This window comes from Spiroplasma endosymbiont of Asaphidion curtum (genome assembly GCF_964031085.1).
GTDB lineage: Bacteria > Bacillota_I > Bacilli_A > Mycoplasmatales > Nriv7 > Nriv7.
Genome location: NZ_OZ035001.1, coordinates 165725 through 186719, shown reverse-complemented (window position 1 = coordinate 186719; position 20995 = coordinate 165725). Strand labels below are relative to the sequence as shown.

Below are 20995 nucleotides of genomic sequence, written 5' to 3'. Positions count from 1 at the left end.
ATTTTTTTAAACATTTTCTAAACCTACTTTTTAATTTCTTTTTCATCTTGTTCTAACAAATTTCGTTTAAACTTTGCAATAAATATTCGTTGTGAATAAGTAAAATCTTTTGGTAGCTGTTTTGCTTCACTACCATATTTCTTTTTATCTTTAAAAAACCGATAAATATTAACTGCAATATAATATGCTAGTAATAATGTTAAAATCGTAAAAAATACTAATCCAAATATACTCATCTTTCTTTTCTCCTTAATTTTCTAATTCATATTTTTTTAAACAATTATGTTCAACAAAATCAACACAAAGTCAATTATCACCAACTAAATCAGTTCTAACAGAATCAACTGCAGATTTAGACGCTCAAATTTTTTGTTCTAATCCAGTTTTTTTATTAATAGAATATATAAACTCTTGACAATAATCTTTACCAGGCTCATCCACACTAACTCACATTTTCATTTCTAAAACTCCAAAACTATTTTTTACTACACCAAATCAAATAAATTGCAATAACTTAGTTAAATAACTCAACTCATCCATAACTAGCGGGCGGAGCATACGCTTTCCGCACCGCTTCGCCACTATAAACATCAACCAAGATGTTTTTTTATTTACCTTTATTCTTAAGGCACCTTAAAACACCTTTAAAATTAATTTTTAAAATAATTAAAACTTACATCCTTTTTATCGTTCTCTTTTTCAGCAATAAAAAAATTTAACAATTCTTGTCCTATAATCAAATTAGACTCCTGCTCTTTTTTGTTAACTGAAACCAACTGATACTCACCATTTCTAATTATTCCAATACAAATAGAATTTTCATATTTGCCTTTATAAACAAATCGTTTTGAAAATCAAATACCAATAGGATTACTAAATCACGGAATTTCTGGTGCTTTAATAAGAATTGCGTTTTGTGTTTCTTTTAAAAGATATTTTTTAGTATTTAAAAAAATATTTTCAATATTTCTCACATACATACCTTCCTTACAAATATATTTAGTTATATTAAACTAAGTTATATTTAACTTAGTTATCTAACTAAGTTAAATATTTATTTTTTTAAACATTTATGTTTAACAAAATTTGTTAGTAAACTTTGTTTACTAATTAACTTAGTTTATTACTATCAAGGCACAAAAAAATACAAGGCATAACTAAAAATAATAAATATTAATTTAACCTTATATTTCTTGTAATAAATAAATGAGCTCGTATTTATTTATTAATTAAAAGCAAGTTTGTAGAAACCAAAATCTTGTCATATGTATATGGTTTCTACAAATAAAGATAGTAATCATTATTTTTCATTAATTGCACAAAATAAAGCAGAAAACAGAAAACAATCACATGTTTATTTTCATAAGTTTAAAAATAGAGAATTAGTAAAATATGTACAACAAAAATTACTATTAGGTTGATCGCCTGAACAAATTTATGGCAGAATTAAAAATTTTCATAAAGAATGAATTATTAGTTTTAAAACAATTTACAATTGAATTTATTCTGGATTACTTGAAAAAGTTACTAATAAAAATTTAAGAAGAAAAGGTAAGAAACGAAAATCTCAAGAAAATCGCGGTAAATTTAATGGTAAATCAATTAAAGAACGAAATATTAATGTTAATAATCGTATAACTGTTGGTCATTGAGAAGGTGATACTGTAGTATCATCACGAGGTAAAAGTAAATCATGTTTAATAACTTTAGTTGAAAGAACATCAAGATTTACTTTAGCAATGTTAGTTGAAAATAGAACTACTAAAGTTATTAACGAAAACATTAGCCATTATTTATCAATTCTTCCAAATAATCTTGTTAAGACTATAACATTTGATAGGGGTAAAGAATTTTCTAATTGACAACAACTTGAAAAAAATTTAAATGTGAAAATTTATTTTGCTAATGCGTATTCGCCTTGACAAAGAGGTACTAATGAAAATACTAATGGTTTAATTAGAGAAAAATTTCCTAAAAAATTTAATTTTTCAAATACTACTAAAAATGCAGTTCATAAATTTATATTGTCTTTAAACCAAAGACCAAGAAAAATACTAAATTATCTTTCACCAATCGAATATTTGGTTAGAAAAATAATTTAGTTGCACTTAACTTTACAATTTGGCATTTTCTAAAAATAACATTTTAGGTTGTTTTGCTTTAACAATTCGAATCATATCAAAAAATAATGTTCCTCTTGAATCAGAAAATCCTTTTTGCTTTCCTGAAATGCTAAACGCTTGGCAAGGAAAACCAGCACAAAGAATATCGTGGTTAGGAATATCATTTTCATTAATTAATCTAATATCACCACTTGGCAAATCACCAAAATTATTTTTATATACCTCGCGAGCAAATTTATCAATTTCACTACTAAAAACACAATTAGCACCCATTGATTCTAATGCAATTCTAAAACCACCAATACCAGCAAATAAATCAATAAATGTAAAATCTTGTAAGGATTTTTTATATTTATCTTCTAAAAAAATCATATTTTAAATACCTCCATTAATATCAATATTCTAAATAACTTCAATAAAATTTTAACATATATTAGAATTTTTATATTAGACTTGGTACATAACTATAACTAGCTTAATTCAAAATTATATATTCCTGAAATTAAGTTAAATCGTAATCCAAATCTTCTAATCTTATTGCGATAACGATAAACTAGTATTTTAAATCTTTTTAATCTAGCAAAAAGATATTATTGGAAAATAAGGGTACTAATAATAATTTATTAGCAATTGATGCTACAGAAATTCCAATTGAAAGAATTAAAAAAAACTAAAATTATTATTTTCTGGTAAGAAAAGGCAACATTCATTAAAATCGCAAATAATTATTGATTTATTTAACAATAAAATTATTTCAGTAGATTTTTGTTATGGCAGTATTCATGATTATAAGTTATTTTTAAAATCAAATACACTTATAAATCCAAAATTAGAATTAATTGCTGATTCAGGATATCAAGGTTTGCAAAATGTTCATAAAAATACATTATTGCCAATTAAAAAGAGTAAAAATAATCCTTTAAATCCAGATAAAAAGGAATATAACAGCTTTTTAAGTAAAGTTAGAATTGCCATTGAACATGTTTTTGCTAGATTAAAAAGATTTAAAATACTAGTTTATCGTTATCGCAATAAGATTAGAAGATTTGGATTACGATTTAACTTAATTTCAGGAATATATAATTTTGAATTAAGCTAGTTATAGTTATGTACCAAGTCTATTATATTTTTTGCAATAATACGCGATATGTACTATATTCTTTTCAATATTCTAAAGTCATAAGTAATCTTTGCTCTATTGATAATTTATTTGGTCTACCACCAATTTGTTTTTGTTTAGCTTCAGCTTCTTTTAAAATTTCTACCATTTTCATGAAAGTTTTATATTTTATGCCTATTAGACTATAAAATTTATTTTCGTCTTTGTATTTATCTAACATTTGTACTTCACCTAGAAAATAATATTATCAAAATAGTAGATAAAATTAAAGGTTATGTACCAAGTCTATTAATTATTTATCTTGAATAACTTCAATAGCTGGTAACGGTTTACCTTCTAATAATTCCAAACTAGCTCCACCACCAGTTGAAATATAACTAAACTTATCTTTAAAACCTAACTGAATGGCTGCTGCTGCTGAATCACCACCACCAATAATACTAAAAACATTATTTAAATGAGCAATTGTTTCACAAATTGTTAGGGTTCCTTTACTAAAATTTTTCATCTCAAAAACGCCAACCGGACCATTTCAAATAATTGTTTTAGCTTCTTTAATATAATCATTAAATAATGTTATTGTTTTCTCACCAATATCCATTCCCATAAAATCATCAGTAATATTAGCGTCATCACTATTAATTCCAGACTGATCAACAAACTCCTTACTCATCAAATGATCAATCGGTAAAATTATTTTACTGTTTGCTTTTTGTAAATACTGTTTAGCTAATTCTATTTTATCTTCTTCAATTAAAGACTTTCCAATATTAAATTCTTGTGCTTTTAAAAAAGTATAACTCATTGCTCCACCAATAATTATTTTATCAGCTATCTTTAAAAGATTATCAATAACACCAATCTTATCAGATACTTTTGCTCCCCCTAAAATTACAACAACAGGTCGTTCAGGATTAATAATCGCTTTATTTAACATTGCTAACTCTTTTTGCACTAACAAACCAATACACGATTCATTAATATTAGTTGCAATGCCAACATTAGAAGCATGCTCACGATGGGCTGTGCCAAAAGCATCATTAACAAACACATCACCTAAACTTGCTCAATATTTACCTAAACTAGCATCATTATTAGATTCTCTTTTATTTTCTAAATCAGCAAAACGAGTATTTTCCATTAATAAAACTTGTTTATTTTGTAAACTATTAATTGCTGTTTGCAATGTTACACCACTAATTTCAGCAACAAAGTTTACTTCGGCACCTAATAACTCTGCTAACCGCTTTGCTACTGGTTTTAATGAATATTTTTTTAAATCTTCTGACCGTTTTATTCTTCCCAAATGTGATAATAAAATAACTTTAGCATCATCGTGGTCTAATAAATATTTAATTGTTGGGATGGCACTAATAATACGATTATCATCACTAATAACACCATCAACTAATGGCACATTAAAATCTACTCTGACTAATACTTTTTTATCTTTAAAATTAATATCTGCCAATGTTTTTTTCATATGAATTTAATTTTCCTTTCCATTAATTAAAAACTAAGGTATCCACCTTAGCCATTATTTATTCCATTAAAGTTTGCAATATGATTAACTGTTCGGCATAGTTGATTAACATATGACATTTCATTATCATATCAAGCAAAAACTTGGATTAATTGTTCATCTCCTAAAGTCATTACTTTAGTTTGGGTACCATCAAATAATGAACCATAACTAATACCAATAACATCACTAGAAACAATCGGATCTTCAGTATAACCAAAAGACTCATTAGCAGCATTTTTCATTGCTTCATTAATATCAACAACTGTTACTTTTTTATTTAAAAGGACAGTTAACTCAGTAATTGAACCAGTAACTACTGGTACTCTTTGAGCTGCACCATCTAATTTTCCTTTTAAACTTGGTAATACTAACCCAATCGCTTTAGCAGCTCCCGTAGTATTTGGAATAATATTAACTGCCGCAGCTCTTGCTCTTCTAAAATCACCTTTACGATGTGGCCCATCCAAAATATTTTGATCATTAGTATAAGCATGAATTGTTGTCATCACCCCAGTTTTAATACCAAATTTTTCATCTAATACTTGTGCCATTGGTGCTAAACAATTAGTTGTACAAGACGCCGCTGAGATAATAGTATCACTAGCAACAATTTCATGATGATTAACATTAAACACAACAGTTTTTAAATCAGCTCCCGCAGGTGCTGAAATTACAACTTTTTTAGCTCCCGCAGCTATATGAGTTGCAGCACTTTCCTTAGTAACAAATAACCCTGTTGATTCAACGACAACATCAATATTTAACTCTTTTCACGGTAAATTTTTAGGATCCTTTTCAGATACAATTTTAATTTCATGACCATCAATAACTAAACTTGATTCCTTAATAATAACTTCCTTATCAAATCGCTTTTGTGCTGAATCATATTTTAATAAATGACCTAACATCTTAACATCACCTAAATCATTAATTGCTACAACCTCAATATTTTCATAATTCATTAATATTCTTAAAGTTAAACGACCAATGCGTCCAAAGCCATTAATTGCAATTCTTTTCTTTGTCATTCTGTTTTCCTCCTATATGCACTGCAATAATTATACAAATAACTCATTTATTTTACAATTAAATTAGTAATTTTCTTCTAAAATACTATCTAGAAATTACCAAAGACATTAGACTTGGTACATAACTATAACATTTTGCACCTACCAAACTATAAAATTCACTTTCATCTTTATATTTATCTAACATTTGTGCTTCATCTAGAAAATAATATTATCAAAATAGTAGATAAAATTGAGGGTTATGTACCAAGTCTATTGCTAATCGTTGCCAATTTATTGGGCATATTTACGAAGAACATCGCCCCCTAATAATACTGGTTTTGCCAAGTATCTAATTCTTTCTACTAATCGAATTGATTTCACAATATCAATATTTTTATATTTAGCATTACGACTATAATATTCTTGTAAGTTTCCCATATCATAATTAGAAGTAAAAAATGTTGATAAATTATGTTGCATCCGATAATTTAAAATACCAAATAAAATCTCATCACGAGTTCATTCCGATACTGGTTCACCAGCTAAATCATCTAAAAATAACACATCACAAGTTTGAAGTTTATAAATATCAGTAGATAATGAATTAGTTGCTTTAGAAATTGCTTGTTTTAATTGACTCATTAATTGTGGAACAAAAACAAAACATACTTTATAATTATTCCGAACTAAACTATTAGCTAATAAAATAGAAATATAAGTTTTACCAATACCAGGAGCACCATAAATATATAATCCTGTTGTTTGCTCTTTTTTAACAAAATTAATAAAATATTCTTTAAATTTTATGCGAATAAAATCATTTTCTGGTAAATGAAAATCATTTTCTAATGATAAATTAATCATTGATAAAGGAAAATGACAAATTAAATAATTATTACGAATTTTATCATTAACTTTCAAAAGTTGACGATGTAAACAATCTTGCATTTCTAAATAAATGCGTTGATTTTCATAAACCAATTCTAACCGATAGCCAGGAATTAATTGTTGACATTCATTTCAATTTAAACCATCCAAACATTCAACAAAATTATTTAAATATTTTTCTAAAATATCACTATTTCGTAATAAATCTTTTTTTAGTAATTTATGTTCAGCAATAAATTTTTGCAAAGCAACAATCTTATTTTTTTGAATCCGATGATAGATATCCATAACAATCACTTCCTTCCATTAATTATGTTTGATAAAGAGGGTCTTCTTGTAATCATTTTGGGATAATGCCAGTATTTCATTTAATTTCATAATCAAATTTTGATTTTTTTACTATCTTGTTAAATTTTACTTTTCCCTTATTAAAACTTTGAACATAAGCAGTTCTTAAATATATCATTGCTTGTTCAACAGTAATAATCTGCTTTTGTTGTAATGTGCTAGCAATTTTTTCTAAATAAGCCACAACTAAAATTTTATTATTTTTATATCACACATATTCAATTAAACAATTAGTAACTTCTGGTGACAAAGTATAAGTAACTAATAACTTAGTCAATAACTGTAAATCTTTCGCTTGTAAAGGATAATTTTTTAATAATGTTAAATACTTATATGGCGATATCGTTTGCATCTCATAAATTTTTTTTTGTAAAGGATTTTTCATATCTCCACTAGGAACTTCTAATGACTGTTTATTAGTTTCTGACAAATGATTTTTTTGGAAAACAAAATCAGCATCAGAAGAATCTGCTTTTACTATTGATAAAGAAAATACTTCATTAAAGCATTTAGTAATTTTTTTATAACTTGACATATCTTCCTGATATTGAATAAATAAAAACTTTGTTCGTTCATAATCATTAAGAGAAAGATTATTAATTAACATTTGATTAAATTGTTGATGATTAAAAAAGTCTTGTGGTGCCATTGGAACAAATAACTCATAGTAATAAGTAACACCAATATTAGTATTATTACGATAAACATCAAGTAAATTTATTGCTTCTAACCGATTTCTCGCAACTTCAATTTCCAATAATGATAATTGTAATAAATTTTGCAAGCGTAAATGAGTATTATCTAAATTAAAAACTTTCATTGATAATTGTTCATTTAATAAAGCAAAATATAGAGAAACAGCATTAACACCAATAATTGGTTGATATAAATGTTGAATTATCTTTTGAGTTTCATTACAAATATGAGAATTAATAATTATTTGAAATTTTTCTTCTGGTTGTAACATTTTTATCCCCACCTTATTGTCTTATTTATTCTATGACAGAATAATAGCGATGTAAATAATAAACAATAAAAAAATCAATACCCACTAAGTTATCCACAACTTAGTCGTAAAAATATCTTATAAATAACATACTTTAATCTACTTATCCACATAATTCACAACTTATAATTTATTTTGACATTGACAGCAAAAATATGTTCCCCGACCATTCAGCTTAATTTTTTCAATTATTGAAGAACAAACATAACATGCTAATGATTCTCTTGTATGCACTTTCAATAATTGCTGATATGTACCTTTAACACCAACATTAGAAGTATAACTAGCAATTGTTGTTCCTTTTAAACTAATAGCTTGTGTTAAAATTTGTTTTGCATTATTTAAAATTGCTTTTAAATGCTCTTCTTGTAATTTATTGCAACTAGTAACTGGATGAATTTTACTAGCAAATAATACCTCATCAACATAAATATTTCCTAAACCACTAATAATACTTTGATCTAAAAGCATTGTTTTAATAGCTCGGTTCTTATTTTTAAATTTCTTTTGTAAATAACCAACAGTAGCACTTGATTCAAAAGGTTCTGGTCCCGCTTTTATTAATGGTGCTAATTGTTCATATTCAGCTTTTTTTTGCAAATGAAAAGTACCAAATCTTCTTGTATCATGATATCTTAATTCATAACCATTACTTAATTCTAAAACTAATAAAACATGTTTTCATTCAATATCATCATTAAGATTTTGATAATAATATTTACCTTCCATTCGTAAATGACTAATTAACACAAAATCTTCTAATTCAAAAATTAAATGTTTTGCTTTTCTTTTTAAATCAAGAATTTTTTGACCAATAATCAATTTTCGAAATGATACTAAGTCCGGTTGTTTAATTATTGAACTTCAATAAATTCTAATTCCAGTAATAACTTGATTGCAAACGAAAGGTTGTAAACTGGCACGAACAGTTTCTACTTCTGGTAATTCTGGCATTAACTTAATCTCCTTTATATTTCATATCAATTATTTCCTGTATTAATATCAACAGTTAATGGCACTTGCAATTTTGTTGCTAAATTCATTGCTGAATTAACAATTTTTTTAACAATTTCTAATTCATTTTTATATACTTCAACAATCAACTCATCATGGACTTGAGCAACAAGATACGATTTTAAATTATTTTGTTCTAATTGCTGATCAATTTTAATTAAAGCTAATTTAATAATATCAGCTGCTGTTCCTTGAATCGGACCATTAATTGCTACGCGTTCTGCTGCTTGTTTAGCTACTCAATTCCGATCATTAATTGTCGGAATGTATCGAATCCGATTGAATAAAGTTTTAACGAATTTATGTTCTTGACAAAATTTAATTGTATTATCCATATAATGACGAATTTCAGGAAAAACAGCAAAATATCGTTCAATAAATTTTTTTGCTTCGCTAATAGAAATCATTAATTGTTTACTTAAACCAAAATCAGAAATACCATAAACAATCCCAAAATTAACAGTTTTTGCAACTCTTCGTTGCTGTTCATTAACTTCAGCTTGATTAATAGAAAATATTTTACTAGCAGTTAATGAATGAATATCTTCATTATTTTTAAATGCTTTAATTAATTCTTTAACATTAGCCATATGTGCTAAAACTTTTAACTCAATTTGCGAGTAATCACTAGATAAGACTACTTGTGTGTGGGAATCATTAGGAATAAACACTTTACGAACTAATTTTTGATGAACATCATGAATACTAATATTTTGCATATTAGGTTCTTGTGAAGATAACCTTCCTGTTGTCGTATTAGTTTGATTATAAATCGTATGCACCTTACCATCTGCGAAAATATATTTTTCTAAACCTTTTAAATAAGTTGAATAAGTTTTTTGATATTTACGATATTCCAAAATTTTATCAATAATTGGATGTAATTGTTGCATTTGTAATTGCATTAATACTTCTTGTGCCGTACTACCTTTTTGCAAATCAGGTAATTTTAACGCATCAAATAATAATTCTTTTAATTGTTTAGGAGAATTAGGATTAACATCTTGTTGAGCTAAACTATTAATTTCTTCATTTAATTGGGTAACAATTTTTAATACTTCTTTTGTTAACTGTTCTAATTGCTTCATATCAACACGAATACCGTGAAACTCCATTTTTGCCAATACAAAAGCACAAGGAAACTCAATATTTTTATACAACTCTAATTGTTGTTGTTGTTCTAATTTCTTACTAAGAAGCGGTTTTAAATGTAAAATTCATCAAGCTTTTCTAGTAATAAAACCAGCAACTTCTTGTAATTCTCTTACGACTTTTTTTTGATTTTTACCATAAAACATTTCATCATTCATAAAAGTTTGGTCAGCAAAATAATTAATAACATTATCAATCGTTACTTTCATATTTGCATTTAAAATATAACCAGCTAATTGTAAATCAAAAGCAATACCTTTAACTTCAATATGATGTCATTTACAACCATTAATAACTTTCTTTAAATCAAACACATCTTTTAAATATTTTTCATCTTTTAAAAATGCTAAAAATAATTCATCAGTACTAGCAACAAGATAATCTAAATAAAATGCTCCTTTATCGTTAACAACGCCAAACCCAATAATATTTGAAGTATAATAATTATCACTACTCATTTCAACAAATAACGCATTTTTAACACAATTATAATTAGCATCTCACTTACTTAAAATTTTGCCTTGATCTTTATTATTATCTTGTGAAGAATTATTTGTCTCTAAACGATTAACTAATGACTTCAAATTATATTTTAAATAAAATTCTTTTAAACGATCTAAATCCCTATTAATTGTTAACGAAGATAAATCCTTAGGAAAAGGAACATCATATCTCAAAGATGCCATTTCTTTACATAATAAACCAATATTAGCATTATTCACAATTTTTTCTTTAACCGCTGTCTTTAATTCCTCTTGATGAGTAATAATATTTTCTAATGTTCCAAATTGATGTAACAATGATAAAGCAGTTTTCTCGCCAATGCCTTTAATACCTGGAAGATTATCACTGGCATCACCTTTTAATCCTTTTAAATCAGGTATTTGTTTTGGGGTTATATTTCATCTTGTTTTTAATGAATCAACATTAATAATTTCTACTTGTGATAATCCCTGTTTTGGTTTAACAATTACCGTATTAGCAGATAATAACTGTTCTAAATCACCATCCGATGACAAAATTTCAATTTCTCAATTTAAATCAATTGCCTTTTTATTAATCGTAGCAATAATATCATCAGCTTCAAAATCAGGATGTTCATATCATTGAATTCCATAGGCATCTAAAAACTCACGAACTAATGGTAATTGCTGTAATAATTCTTGTGGAGTTTTAATGCGTTTTTCTTTATAACTAGGTAATATTCCATAACGAAAATTTTTAGGTCCAGCATCAAAAGCAACCAAAACTAAATCATAATTTTGTTTTAAAATCTTTTCTAACATTGTAATAAAACCTAACAAAGCATTAGTTGGTGTCCCATCATTTGCTCATAAAGTTATGGAATTACTATATGCTGTCGCGTAATATGCTCGAAAAACTAAACCATTACCATCAACTAATAATATTTTCTTCATTAAAAAATTTTCACCTAATCCTATTTCATTTCTTAAATTATTATAACAAATAAATTTGTTAAAAGCTGAATTATACTTGTAAGTGCAAGTAAATAAAATTGCAAAAAATCTCATATAAAAATTTCATGATGCTAAGTTTATTTTAGAAAAAACAAAGCAAGGAGTTTTTATATGGGTTACAAACATCTTGGCATATATGAAAGAATTTATATTGAGAATCAATTGAAGTTTAAAGTAAAAATTAGTGAAATAGCTAAAAATCTTAATCGAAGTATTAGTACTATTATTCGAGAAGTCAATAGAAATAAAGATAGTAATCATTATTTTTCATTAATTGCACAAAATAAAGCAGAAAACAGAAAACAATCACATGTTTATTTTCATAAGTTTAAAAATAGAGAATTAGTAAAATATGTACAACAAAAATTACTATTAGGTTGATCGCCTGAACAAATTTATGGCAGAATTAAAAATTTTCATAAAGAATGAATTATTAGTTTTAAAACAATTTACAATTGAATTTATTCTGGATTACTTGAAAAAGTTACTAATAAAAATTTAAGAAGAAAAGGTAAGAAACGAAAATCTCAAGAAAATCGCGGTAAATTTAATGGTAAATCAATTAAAGAACGAAATATTAATGTTAATAATCGTATAACTGTTGGTCATTGAGAAGGTGATACTGTAGTATCATCACGAGGTAAAAGTAAATCATGTTTAATAACTTTAGTTGAAAGAACATCAAGATTTACTTTAGCAATGTTAGTTGAAAATAGAACTACTAAAGTTGTTAACGAAAACATTAGCCATTATTTATCAATTCTTCCAAATAATCTTGTTAAGACTATAACATTTGATAGGGGTAAAGAATTTTCTAATTGACAACAACTTGAAAAAAATTTAAATGTGAAAATTTATTTTGCTAATGCGTATTCGCCTTGACAAAGAGGTACTAATGAAAATACTAATGGTTTAATTAGAGAAAAATTTCCTAAAAAATTTAATTTTTCAAATACTACTAAAAATGCAGTTCATAAATTTATATTGTCTTTAAACCAAAGACCAAGAAAAATACTAAATTATCTTTCACCAATCGAATATTTGGTTAGAAAAATAATTTAGTTGCACTTAACTTTACAATTTGGCAAAAATAAAAACAGCAAGGATTTTGCTGTTTTTATTTTTGACTATACAGTAGACTTATTTTTCTCTCAAAATTTTCAATTATTAGCAACAATTTCTTTATTTTTCATCCGATAAGCAACTAGTAATAAAAATCCCGCCCCAATCATTAATAGTAAAGAAATAACTAAGCCTATTGCCATTCTCTCACCATCATTAGTATTATCAATAATTGTAAAGATAAATGTTAAAAAACCAATAATTATATAAATACTACCAATTACTCAAAAGAAAATCTTTCGTTTTAAACTTCAAACATTTGTAATAACAAATGTAAAAAAAGCAATAATAATTAATATATTTCATAATGTTTGAGCAAAATTACTAGTTCAAAAATTTAGTTTTAAAACAACAGTATCATAAATAACAAATTTAGATTTAACTAACTCCACAAAACCATAAACAATCATTAAAAAAAATGCTAACGAAATTAGTATTCGTCCAATTAATGCTCATTTTGTATTTTTCATTTTATTTAATCTCCTTATTCCTAAATGCTACAATTTTAAAATTATTGCTAGCAAGACTATTGTAATAATTTTTTGTTTTTCATTTAATTGAATAAATATTATTCATCTTACCTTGGGAAAAACTAATATCATATGATACTTCTAATGAATTATCAATATCATTATACTGCATTTTCTTATTAGTAATCCTTCAATAATTACTATCTTTATAAAATATCCGATATTCCATATCAATAATTTCATTATTATCATTAATAATGCGAGCTAAAATTCCGTTTTCACTTGTTAACAATGTTAAAAATTTAGCAACCTCGGTTATACAATTGGCATCATCTTCTTTACAAGAACTAATAGTCTTAATAAGAGTGTCCAATACTCCATCCGATATTAATTCACCTTTCTGACCATTATATCCAAGGATTTCTAATAATGCCACTTTTGCATGCTCGTTGTCAATTTCAATGGCAGCAAGAATCTTTTTAATCTTTGCTTCTGTTAACACCTGACCTTGAATTACACCGACTAACTTATTAATTCCGATTAAAACATCATTTAAATTAATATTTAGACTTGGTACATAACTCTCAATTTTATCTACTATTTTGATAATATTATTTTCTAGATGAAGCAAAAATATTAGATAAATATAAAGATGAAAGTGAATTTTATAGTTTGGTAGGTGCAAAATGTTATAGTTATGTACCAAGTCTTTTGTATCATTAGGAAGAAAATTTAAATATTTTTTAACAGTTCCAAAAATGGGATCTAATATTTCTTTAATTTTAGGAAATGCTAATGGGAAAAAATCAATATCGAGACGAAAAATATTAGATCCCACATAAACACCACCAGCTGAAACCGCATCAATTAATTTATATTTAAAAGTCATTAAATTTAACTTAATGTTCTTAACTAATTCATTTAATTGTGGGGTTAATCTCATAATTAATAATATCTTTCGTAAACTTAATCCGCCATCATTTAAAGAAAATACTTTTGTTAACTTATTTTTTAAATTACTAGTTACTGATTGATCGAAACCAACATATGTCGTACTTAATTGTTCTTCAATAGCTTGTTTAATGTTTTCGGAAATTTTATCAACTTTGTATCAAATCTTATTGGAATCATCAAAAGGAAGACTAGCATACATTTTCATTACATAAGAAATAACTGGTAAAATTGGTACTAACAATGAAATAATATTTTTCAGATTTTTAAATCCATTTTGAAAATTTTCTAATATGTATTTATTAGTTTCTATTGAAACATTTTTACCTTCAGTATCATTTACTTGAATACGAAATGTTGCCATCATTGTATCATAAGCAGCTTCTACTTCGGTATCATCTTTACTATCATATCCTTTACAAGAACTTTCAACTTTTTCTTCAACTTTTTCTTTCTTACAACCAATTTGAACAATTATTTTTTTAATTCTTTTTTGTGACCACTGTAGTGCTTCAGCATATGTTACTTTGCCAATAAAATTATCATTATGTTCAGTAAGATCATTTCGCAATTTAGTAAAAATATCAGCATAACCACCAGCATTATAATCATTTCAAAAACTTTCAATATTACTTTTAGTTAAAAAAATCATAATGGGATCTAAAACGGACCCACTATTAAAAATTTCTTTTAATGTATCAACAGTTAAAGTGTTAAAAATTGAACCATATGTTCTAATTTTACCTAAAATATTATTTTGACTAATTAAATCAGCATAAGATTTTTTATTTTTATCCTCAGGGTTAATAACTTTATCAGCTAAATCTTGCGAAGTAAAAAACTCTTGATGACGAGGGAATCAATTATTATCATTGGTTTGTCCAAAATACGAATAAGAAATATTTTTAAAAATTAAATTATCAACTTTATTTTCTAAAATATCATTAATAACTTGCGAAGCATCTCATTTTTTTTCTCTACTTAATATTATTGCTTTAGTAATTTCGCCAGTAATTGCTGAAAAATCATTTAATTTAGCAGCGATGCCTTCATCAATCTTAGTTTGATAACGAAAAGTACAAGCAACTAAGGTTAAAATTTGAGAAACTGATAACAATAACACTACTCAATATTTCATTATTTTTCTTTTCATAAATTAAACCTCAACTTTTATAAAACAATGCAAGACAATTTTAAACTTTTTAGAAAAATAAAGCAAATTCAAATTATGAAAAAAAGAACAATAAACGACAATTTTCTTAAAAAAATAAAATCTTTTATTAAATTATATTTAAATTTTGTTTTCATAATCTTATCTCAATATTAAGAATACTATTTAGATTTAACTTTGCCTATCTAAATCAATATCCAAATATTTATTAAAAAATAAAACCAATCTTGCTAGGTCGCGTTTAGTTTTCTTAGGTATTGCTTTGAAGAAGTAAAACAATCAGCTAATTATATTATTTAATTACTAAACTAACCATGCCTTTCTTGTTATTGTCATTTTTATTCATAATTATTTTACCATATTATTGAATTTTTACACAAGACTTGGTAAACGAATAAATACGATGGATTATCGTGATTTATTAATTAAAGAAGTACAAAAACATTATGTAAATATTAATTATGACAGAGTAATTGTTTGTGGTGATGGTGATACTTGAATTAGAGAAATTGCCAATAGTTTCGATAATGTTAGATATATTTTAGATGCTTATCACGCTATTAAAAAATTAAAACAAACCGCATTTAATATTATTTTTGAAAATCGCAAAGTAACACTAAATAGTTGAATTAAATTATATAAGGATGGAAATCTATCAAGAATTAATCAAAAACATTCGTAATGTTGCTAAAAATGAATTAAATAAAGATATTGAAATAAATTTAAGAAAGGCGAGTAATTATTTCAGTAATAATAAGCAAGGTATTCATAATCAAAATTTAAAATGAAATATCGGCTGCAGCATTGAAAGTGATGTATCACATTTGGCAAAACAACAATTAGACTACGGAGCAAAAATATATAATCATAAGAATTTAAATAACTTATTACATTAGACTTGGTACATAACTATAACATTTTGCACCTACCAAACTATAAAATTCACTTTCATCTTTATATTTATCTAATATTTGTGCTTCATCTAGAAAATAATATTATCAAAATAGTAGATAAAATTGAGGGTTATGCACCAAGTCTAATATCAAAATAGTAGATAAAATTAAAGGTTATGTACCAAGTCTAATTAATAAATATCTTAACTAGAATTTTCACTGTTATATTAAATACAAAACAAAAAGTAATCACTAAATTGAGCCAAATTGTAAAGTTAAGTGCAACTAAATTATTTTTCTAACCAAATATTCGATTGATGAAAGATAATTTAGTATTTTTCTTGGTCTTTGGTTTAAAGACAATATAAATTTATGAACTGCATTTTTAGTAGTATTTGAAAAATTAAATTTTTTAGGAAATTTTTCTCTAATTAAACCATTAGTATTTTCATTAGTACCTCTTTGTCAAGGCGAATACGCATTAGCAAAATAAATTTTCACATTTAAATTTTTTTCAAGTTGTTGTCAATTAGAAAATTCTTTACTCCTATCAAATGTTATAGTCTTAACAAGATTATTTGGAAGAATTGATAAATAATGGCTAATGTTTTCGTTAACAACTTTAGTAGTTCTATTTTCAACTAACATTGCTAAAGTAAATCTTGATGTTCTTTCAACTAAAGTTATTAAACATGATTTACTTTTACCTCGTGATGATACTACAGTATCACCTTCTCAATGACCAACAGTTATACGATTATTAACATTAATATTTCGTTCTTTAATTGATTTACCATTAAATTTACCGCGATTTTCTTGAGATTTTCGTTTCTTACCTTTTCTTCTTAAATTTTTATTAGTAACTTTTTCAAGTAATCCAGAATAAATTCAATTGTAAATTGTTTTAAAACTAATAATTCATTCTTTATGAAAATTTTTAATTCTGCCATAAATTTGTTCAGGCGATCAACCTAATAGTAATTTTTGTTGTACATATTTTACTAATTCTCTATTTTTAAACTTATGAAAATAAACATGTGATTGTTTTCTGTTTTCTGCTTTATTTTGTGCAATTAATGAAAAATAATGATTACTATTTTTATTTCTATTGACTTCTCGAATAATAGTACTAATACTTCGATTAAGATTTTTAGCTATTTCACTAATTTTTACTTTAAACTTCAATTGATTCTCAATATAAATTCTTTCATATATGCCAAGATGTTTGTAACCCATATAAAAACTCCTTGCTTTGTTTTTTCTAAAATAAACTTAGCATCATGAAATTTTTATATGAGATTTTTTGCAATTTTATTTACTTGCACTTACAAGTATAATTCAGCATGATTAAAAATTACAAGATAAATAAACCACAAGGAAATTATTTGTTATCAAACGAATATAAATTATGAAAAAAGGTTATTATGAAACTAAAACAATTATCAGAAGAAGAAATGATTTCTAAAACCGGTGGTGCAATTGCTTCATTTCTTATTGGTGGAGCATTACTTGGTCTAGCTATTCCAGTAATTAAAAATCTTTTTAATGCCCAGCAAGCCGATATTGGACTCCCTGGTGGTTTTAAAGTCGGATGAAATAATCGTGATGTGACAAATATTAAAAATTTAGAAGCAAAATTAGAAAAACTCCAAAATTTATATAATAAGATTTTGCCACCATTTTATGAAATTTAAAGACATTCCCATTAATGAACGACCACGAGAAAAAGCGTGAAAAAATGGCATTAAAAACTTAAGTAATAACGAACTTCTTGCATTACTATTACGAACTGGTAATAAAAAACAAAATGTTTTACAATTAGCACAGTATATTATTAATCATTTTAATGGTGCTGAAAACTTATTAAAAGTAACTTTAAATGAATTAACCGTTATTAAAGGAATTGGAAAAGTTAAGGCTATTGAGTTATTAGCAAGTTTTGAGTTATATCAACGAATAAATATTAACATTGCTAACAATAAAATTATTAGAATTAATAATCCGTATGATATTTTTTACTTACTTCATATTGAAGTAAGTAATTTAAATACCGAAAATTTTTATTTAATTTTATTAAATAATAATAATCGGATTATTTTTAAGCAACTTGTATATCAAGGAACAATTAATCAAATTTCAATTGATCCAAAAGATATATATTACCTCGTTTTAAAAAATCATGCCCAAAAAATTATTTGTGCGCATAATCATCCTAATAATGATAGTTTACCTAGTAAACATGATATTGAAACAACAAACGCTTTAATTTATATTGCTAAAGTTTTAAAAATTGAATTTGTTGATCACATCATTATTAGTAAAAATAATTTTTATAGTATTTTATTGCAAACTAAATTTGCCATATAAAAACTGCCATTATATGGCAGTTTAAAAAGTTATTTTATTAGTTCTAAGGTTTTTTTTGATTACGACGCATCGCATTCATCACAGCTTTAATTTGCGATTCGGAAGGTTTTCTTCCCATTTGCATATACATTGCTCGAATCATTTTTTCATTAACCGGTGGATTATCTCTTAATTGCTTTTCAAACATCTTTTTAGATATTAAAAATGCTAATAATCCCCCTATTATTAAACCGCCAACAAGACCAATTAACAATCCTGCTCATCAAGGCATTTTATCTTTTCTCCTTTATATTATCTTTTTGTAATAATTGCTTAACTTGTAATACAATATTATCAACAGTAAATCCTAATTCATTCATTATATCCTGCATTGGTGCTGATATTCCAAATCTGTCAATACCAAAAGTTATCCCATTATCAACATATTTATGTCATCCTCAAGTTGAAGCCATTTCTAAACTTATCTTTTTAACAGTCTGCGGAAGAACTTCTAACTTATAAGTCACATCTTGATAATCAAAAACAGTTGTTGAAGGCATAGAAACAACACGAATAGTATTAATATTTTCTTTTTGTAATTGTTGCTGAACTTTTAATGCTAATTGTACTTCACTACCAGTAGCAATAATTATTAATTCTAATTGTGATTTTTCAGGACTAATAATATATCCACCCTTTAATGCTTTATTAACATCACTAGAAATAATTTGCGGTAAATTTTGTCGCGAAACTAAAATTGCTGTTGGCTTATCTTTACTATTCAATGCACAAATGTAACTAGCAATCGTTTCTTTCATATCACAAGGACGAAAAACATTTAAGTTAGGTAATGCTCTTAACATTGAAATTTGTTCTACCGGCTGATGGGTTGGTCCATCTTCACCAACAGCAATTGAGTCATGACTAAAAACAAAAATATTAGGAATTTCCATTAATGAAGCTAAACGAATTGCAGGTTTCATATAATCACTAAAAATTAAAAAAGTAGCAACAAATGAGCGCACAGTTTTTTGTAATAGCATACCATTACTAATAGCACCCATTCCAAATTCACGAACACCAAACATAATATTACGACCTTGTAAATTATTGGATGCAAAATATCCATCACTTCCTAAAACTTTTGTTGATGATGATAAATCAGCACTACCGCCAATAAATAATGGCAATTTTTTACTAATAGTTTTTAATACCATTGATGAACAATCTCTTGTTGCCATATCTTGTTCAATTAAAATATCTTGAAAATCATTAGCAGTAAAATTATAGTTATGATATAAAGTATCATTAATTTCATTATATTCAGTAACATATTTATTAGCATATTCAGTTCACATTTGATTTCAAATTTTTTGTTGTTGTTGTCCTCTTTGCACAACTCTAACTTTAAAATCATTTTTTACATCATCAGGAACAAAAAATGGTTCATAATCCCACTTTAAATTTTCTTTTAACTTAATAATATCATTGCCTAAAGGGGCACCATGAACACTGCTAGTTCCTGCTTTTGAAGCCCCAACACCAATTATAGTTTTAATTTCAATTAAAGTTGGTTTTTCAGTTTCCGCTTTAGCTTGTCTTAATGCTTGACTAATTGCTTTAAAGTCACTACCGTCAGTAACTAAAATATAATTTCAATTAGCACTTAAAAAACGCTGTTTCGTATTTTCACTTTGTGATAGACTTACTGGGCCATCTAATTGAATATCATTAGAGTCATATAAAACAATTAAATTACTTAATTTTAAATGACCTGCTAAACTAATTGCTTCTTGGCTTATGCCTTCTTGTAAATCACCATCACTACAAATAATATAAGTATGATAGTCAAAAATATTAAAATCAGGTTTATTATATTTATGTGCCAGAAAAGTTCTTACTAAATCACAACCAACACCCATTGCTAATCCTTGTCCTAATGGTCCCGTTGTTGCTTCAACACCAAGTGTTAAATTTCTTTCTGGATGCCCAGGAGTAATTGAATGCAATTGCCGAAAATTTTTAACTTCATCAATACTAATATCATAACCACTTAAATGTAATAACGCATACAATAATGCTGACCCATGTCCAGCTGATAAAATAAAACGATCACGATTAATTCATTGGGGATCTTGTGGATTACAATATAAATGTTCACTAAATAGTGCATAACTCATTGGTGCTGCTCCTAAAACAATTCCCGGATGCCCTGAATTAGCTTGATTTACAGCTTCAACACCTAACATCTTAATAGTATTAATTGACTGCTCACGATTATAATTATCGTTTTCATTTTGAAATTGGTTTTGTGACATATTATTCCTCCTTGTTACTTTTCACCATACTTATTTTAATATATTTTCCATAAAATACCT

The 20995-nt window shown here is 25.9% G+C and carries 22 protein-coding genes and 2 pseudogenes; 7 read left to right on the top strand and 17 right to left on the bottom strand.

What is annotated here, in order from left to right; all coding sequences use genetic code 4:
- Nucleotides 1-23: 23 nt before the first annotated feature.
- The 3 genes from AAHJ00_RS01110 to AAHJ00_RS01100 form a co-directional block, all read right to left on the bottom strand.
- The gene (locus AAHJ00_RS01110) at nt 24-236 is read right to left on the bottom strand and encodes a hypothetical protein (RefSeq protein WP_215825617.1); all 213 of its coding nucleotides are present in this window, start codon (nt 234-236) and stop codon (nt 24-26) included.
- Between the two features lie 13 nt (nt 237-249).
- Nucleotides 250-582, bottom strand: a complete 333-nt coding sequence (locus AAHJ00_RS01105) for a hypothetical protein (RefSeq protein WP_342224172.1) — start codon at nt 580-582, stop codon at nt 250-252.
- 68 nt (nt 583-650) lie between these two features.
- Nucleotides 651-974 carry a hypothetical protein gene (locus AAHJ00_RS01100; RefSeq protein WP_215826176.1) on the bottom strand — a complete coding sequence of 108 codons (324 nt, stop codon included), beginning with the start codon at nt 972-974 and terminating at the stop codon, nt 651-653.
- A 291-nt stretch (nt 975-1265) separates the two neighbouring features.
- Between AAHJ00_RS01100 and AAHJ00_RS01095 the strand changes: the two genes are divergently transcribed.
- Nucleotides 1266-2102, top strand: coding sequence for an IS30 family transposase (locus tag AAHJ00_RS01095; protein WP_342224209.1), 837 nt, complete (start codon nt 1266-1268; stop codon nt 2100-2102).
- A gap of 18 nt (nt 2103-2120) precedes the next feature.
- Here AAHJ00_RS01095 and dcm read toward each other — a convergent pair.
- Both dcm and AAHJ00_RS01085 read right to left on the bottom strand, forming a co-directional pair.
- Nucleotides 2121-2495 (bottom strand): annotated as a pseudogene (gene dcm / locus AAHJ00_RS01090) (DNA (cytosine-5-)-methyltransferase); the annotation flags it as partial.
- Between the two features lie 98 nt (nt 2496-2593).
- A pseudogene (locus AAHJ00_RS01085) lies at nt 2594-2701 on the bottom strand (IS5/IS1182 family transposase); the annotation flags it as partial.
- Between the two features lie 98 nt (nt 2702-2799).
- Between AAHJ00_RS01085 and AAHJ00_RS01080 the strand changes: the two are divergent.
- On the top strand, nt 2800-3222 hold the full coding sequence (locus tag AAHJ00_RS01080; RefSeq protein WP_342224593.1) for a transposase family protein: 423 nt from the start codon (nt 2800-2802) through the stop codon (nt 3220-3222).
- Between the two features lie 22 nt (nt 3223-3244).
- On the opposite strand, the gene AAHJ00_RS01075 is transcribed toward AAHJ00_RS01080, so the two are convergent.
- The 7 genes from AAHJ00_RS01075 to polA form a co-directional block, all read right to left on the bottom strand.
- Complete coding sequence (locus tag AAHJ00_RS01075) at nt 3245-3463, bottom strand: transposase family protein (RefSeq protein WP_342224207.1); 219 nt, start codon at nt 3461-3463, stop codon at nt 3245-3247.
- A 72-nt stretch (nt 3464-3535) separates the two neighbouring features.
- Nucleotides 3536-4726 (bottom strand): phosphoglycerate kinase, encoded by a 1191-nt coding sequence (locus tag AAHJ00_RS01070; protein WP_342224206.1) that lies wholly within the window; start codon nt 4724-4726, stop codon nt 3536-3538.
- A 47-nt stretch (nt 4727-4773) separates the two neighbouring features.
- Nucleotides 4774-5796: a type I glyceraldehyde-3-phosphate dehydrogenase gene (gene gap, locus AAHJ00_RS01065; RefSeq protein ID WP_342224205.1), complete on the bottom strand. Its 1023-nt coding sequence runs from the start codon at nt 5794-5796 to the stop codon at nt 4774-4776.
- A gap of 273 nt (nt 5797-6069) precedes the next feature.
- Nucleotides 6070-6954, bottom strand: coding sequence for an ATP-binding protein (locus AAHJ00_RS01060; protein WP_342224204.1), 885 nt, complete (start codon nt 6952-6954; stop codon nt 6070-6072).
- A 22-nt stretch (nt 6955-6976) separates the two neighbouring features.
- Entirely contained in the window at nt 6977-7981 is a 1005-nt protein-coding gene (locus AAHJ00_RS01055) for a DnaD domain protein (protein ID WP_342224203.1), read from the bottom strand.
- 162 nt (nt 7982-8143) lie between these two features.
- Nucleotides 8144-8974: a DNA-formamidopyrimidine glycosylase gene (mutM, locus tag AAHJ00_RS01050; RefSeq protein ID WP_342224202.1), complete on the bottom strand. Its 831-nt coding sequence runs from the start codon at nt 8972-8974 to the stop codon at nt 8144-8146.
- A 14-nt stretch (nt 8975-8988) separates the two neighbouring features.
- The gene (polA, locus tag AAHJ00_RS01045; RefSeq protein WP_342224201.1) at nt 8989-11718 is read right to left on the bottom strand and encodes a DNA polymerase I; all 2730 of its coding nucleotides are present in this window, start codon (nt 11716-11718) and stop codon (nt 8989-8991) included.
- Between the two features lie 57 nt (nt 11719-11775).
- Here polA and AAHJ00_RS01040 point away from each other — a divergent pair, with 57 nt between their 5' ends.
- On the top strand, nt 11776-12726 hold the full coding sequence (locus AAHJ00_RS01040; protein ID WP_342223478.1) for an IS30 family transposase: 951 nt from the start codon (nt 11776-11778) through the stop codon (nt 12724-12726).
- A 65-nt stretch (nt 12727-12791) separates the two neighbouring features.
- Here the strand turns inward: AAHJ00_RS01040 and AAHJ00_RS01035 are convergent, their stop codons facing one another.
- Entirely contained in the window at nt 12792-13256 is a 465-nt protein-coding gene (locus tag AAHJ00_RS01035) for a hypothetical protein (protein ID WP_342224200.1), read from the bottom strand.
- A gap of 1 nt (nt 13257) precedes the next feature.
- Nucleotides 13258-15360: a hypothetical protein gene (locus tag AAHJ00_RS01030; protein ID WP_342224199.1), complete on the bottom strand. Its 2103-nt coding sequence runs from the start codon at nt 15358-15360 to the stop codon at nt 13258-13260.
- Between the two features lie 421 nt (nt 15361-15781).
- Here AAHJ00_RS01030 and AAHJ00_RS01025 point away from each other — a divergent pair, with 421 nt between their 5' ends.
- Together AAHJ00_RS01025 and AAHJ00_RS01020 are read left to right on the top strand one after the other, a co-directional pair.
- Entirely contained in the window at nt 15782-16060 is a 279-nt protein-coding gene (locus AAHJ00_RS01025) for a hypothetical protein (RefSeq protein ID WP_342224198.1), read from the top strand.
- A complete protein-coding gene (locus AAHJ00_RS01020; RefSeq protein ID WP_342224197.1) occupies nt 16023-16274 on the top strand; it encodes a hypothetical protein in 252 nt (83 codons plus the stop codon). The genes AAHJ00_RS01025 and AAHJ00_RS01020 overlap by 38 nt, the downstream gene beginning before the upstream one ends.
- Nucleotides 16275-16556: 282 nt before the next feature.
- Here AAHJ00_RS01020 and AAHJ00_RS01015 read toward each other — a convergent pair whose 3' ends face one another.
- On the bottom strand, nt 16557-17507 hold the full coding sequence (locus AAHJ00_RS01015) for an IS30 family transposase (RefSeq protein WP_342224196.1): 951 nt from the start codon (nt 17505-17507) through the stop codon (nt 16557-16559).
- A gap of 188 nt (nt 17508-17695) precedes the next feature.
- Here AAHJ00_RS01015 and AAHJ00_RS01010 point away from each other — a divergent pair, with 188 nt between their 5' ends.
- Both AAHJ00_RS01010 and radC read left to right on the top strand, forming a co-directional pair.
- Nucleotides 17696-17965, top strand: coding sequence for a hypothetical protein (locus AAHJ00_RS01010; RefSeq protein WP_342224195.1), 270 nt, complete (start codon nt 17696-17698; stop codon nt 17963-17965).
- The gene (gene radC / locus AAHJ00_RS01005; protein ID WP_342224194.1) at nt 17955-18638 is read left to right on the top strand and encodes a RadC family protein; all 684 of its coding nucleotides are present in this window, start codon (nt 17955-17957) and stop codon (nt 18636-18638) included. The genes AAHJ00_RS01010 and radC overlap by 11 nt, the downstream gene beginning before the upstream one ends.
- Before the next feature lie 43 nt (nt 18639-18681).
- Here the strand turns inward: radC and AAHJ00_RS01000 are convergent, their stop codons facing one another.
- Both AAHJ00_RS01000 and tkt read right to left on the bottom strand, forming a co-directional pair.
- Complete coding sequence (locus AAHJ00_RS01000) at nt 18682-18909, bottom strand: YneF family protein (protein ID WP_342224193.1); 228 nt, start codon at nt 18907-18909, stop codon at nt 18682-18684.
- 1 nt (nt 18910) lies between these two features.
- Nucleotides 18911-20935 (bottom strand): transketolase, encoded by a 2025-nt coding sequence (gene tkt, locus AAHJ00_RS00995; protein WP_342224192.1) that lies wholly within the window; start codon nt 20933-20935, stop codon nt 18911-18913.
- Nucleotides 20936-20995: the final 60 nt, after the last annotated feature.